This window comes from Bacillus sp. LR--39 (genome assembly GCF_053613335.1).
The window spans coordinates 1-683 of record NZ_JBSIOT010000951.1 but is presented as its reverse complement, the minus strand read 5'-3'; the positions used below and the strand labels follow the sequence as shown (position 1 = coordinate 683).

General features: G+C 47.3%; 1 protein-coding gene and 1 pseudogene. Both read left to right on the top strand.

What is annotated here, in order from left to right; genetic code table 11:
• The coding region (locus tag ACWHAR_RS27700; protein WP_452088517.1) for a helicase-related protein at positions 1 to 536 on the top strand (536 nt) is incomplete at its 5' end.
• Between the two features lie 67 nt (positions 537 to 603).
• Positions 604 to 683: pseudogene (locus ACWHAR_RS27695) on the top strand (GNAT family N-acetyltransferase); the annotation flags it as partial.

Here is a 683-nt window from a genome sequence, read left to right as displayed (position 1 = left end):
CGCAAGAGCCTGAGGTGTTGAAGGTACAGCGAAGCAAGGCGGAGGCAGGGAAAGTGAAACATCAATACCTGATTTGCGACCAGCGCGACAAAGTGAAGCTGCTGCAAAAGCTGTCAAGGCTTGAAGGCATGCAGGCACTCGTATTTGTGAGAGACATCGGCAACCTGAGTGTATATGCGGAAAAGCTGGCATATCACCACGTTGAACTCGGCGTTTTGCACAGCGAAGCGAAAAAAATGGAGCGGGCGAAAATCATTGCCGCATTCGAAAACGGAGAGTTTCCTCTTTTATTGGCGACTGACATTGCAGCACGCGGTTTAGACATTGAAAACCTGCCATACGTGATTCATGCTGATATTCCAGATGAAGATGGCTATGTCCACAGATCAGGACGAACAGGCCGGGCCGGAAAAGAAGGCAACGTGCTGAGCCTTGTGACAAAATTGGAGGAATCTAAGCTGAAAAAAATGGCGAAGAAGCTTGGTGTTGAGCTGAGTGAAGCTGTGTATGCAGGCGGAAAACTGAAGACGAAATAAAAAGAAGGGCGAAAAGCCCTTTTTTGTTGTAAAATAATAGAAAAAGTTTCGCGCAGGGGGTGGGAAGGTGGTTTCAATAGACAGGTTTCAAGCAGTGAAGGAGTCAGAGCTGAAAATTCTTGAACGCTGGTTTGAGAATGAGGATAC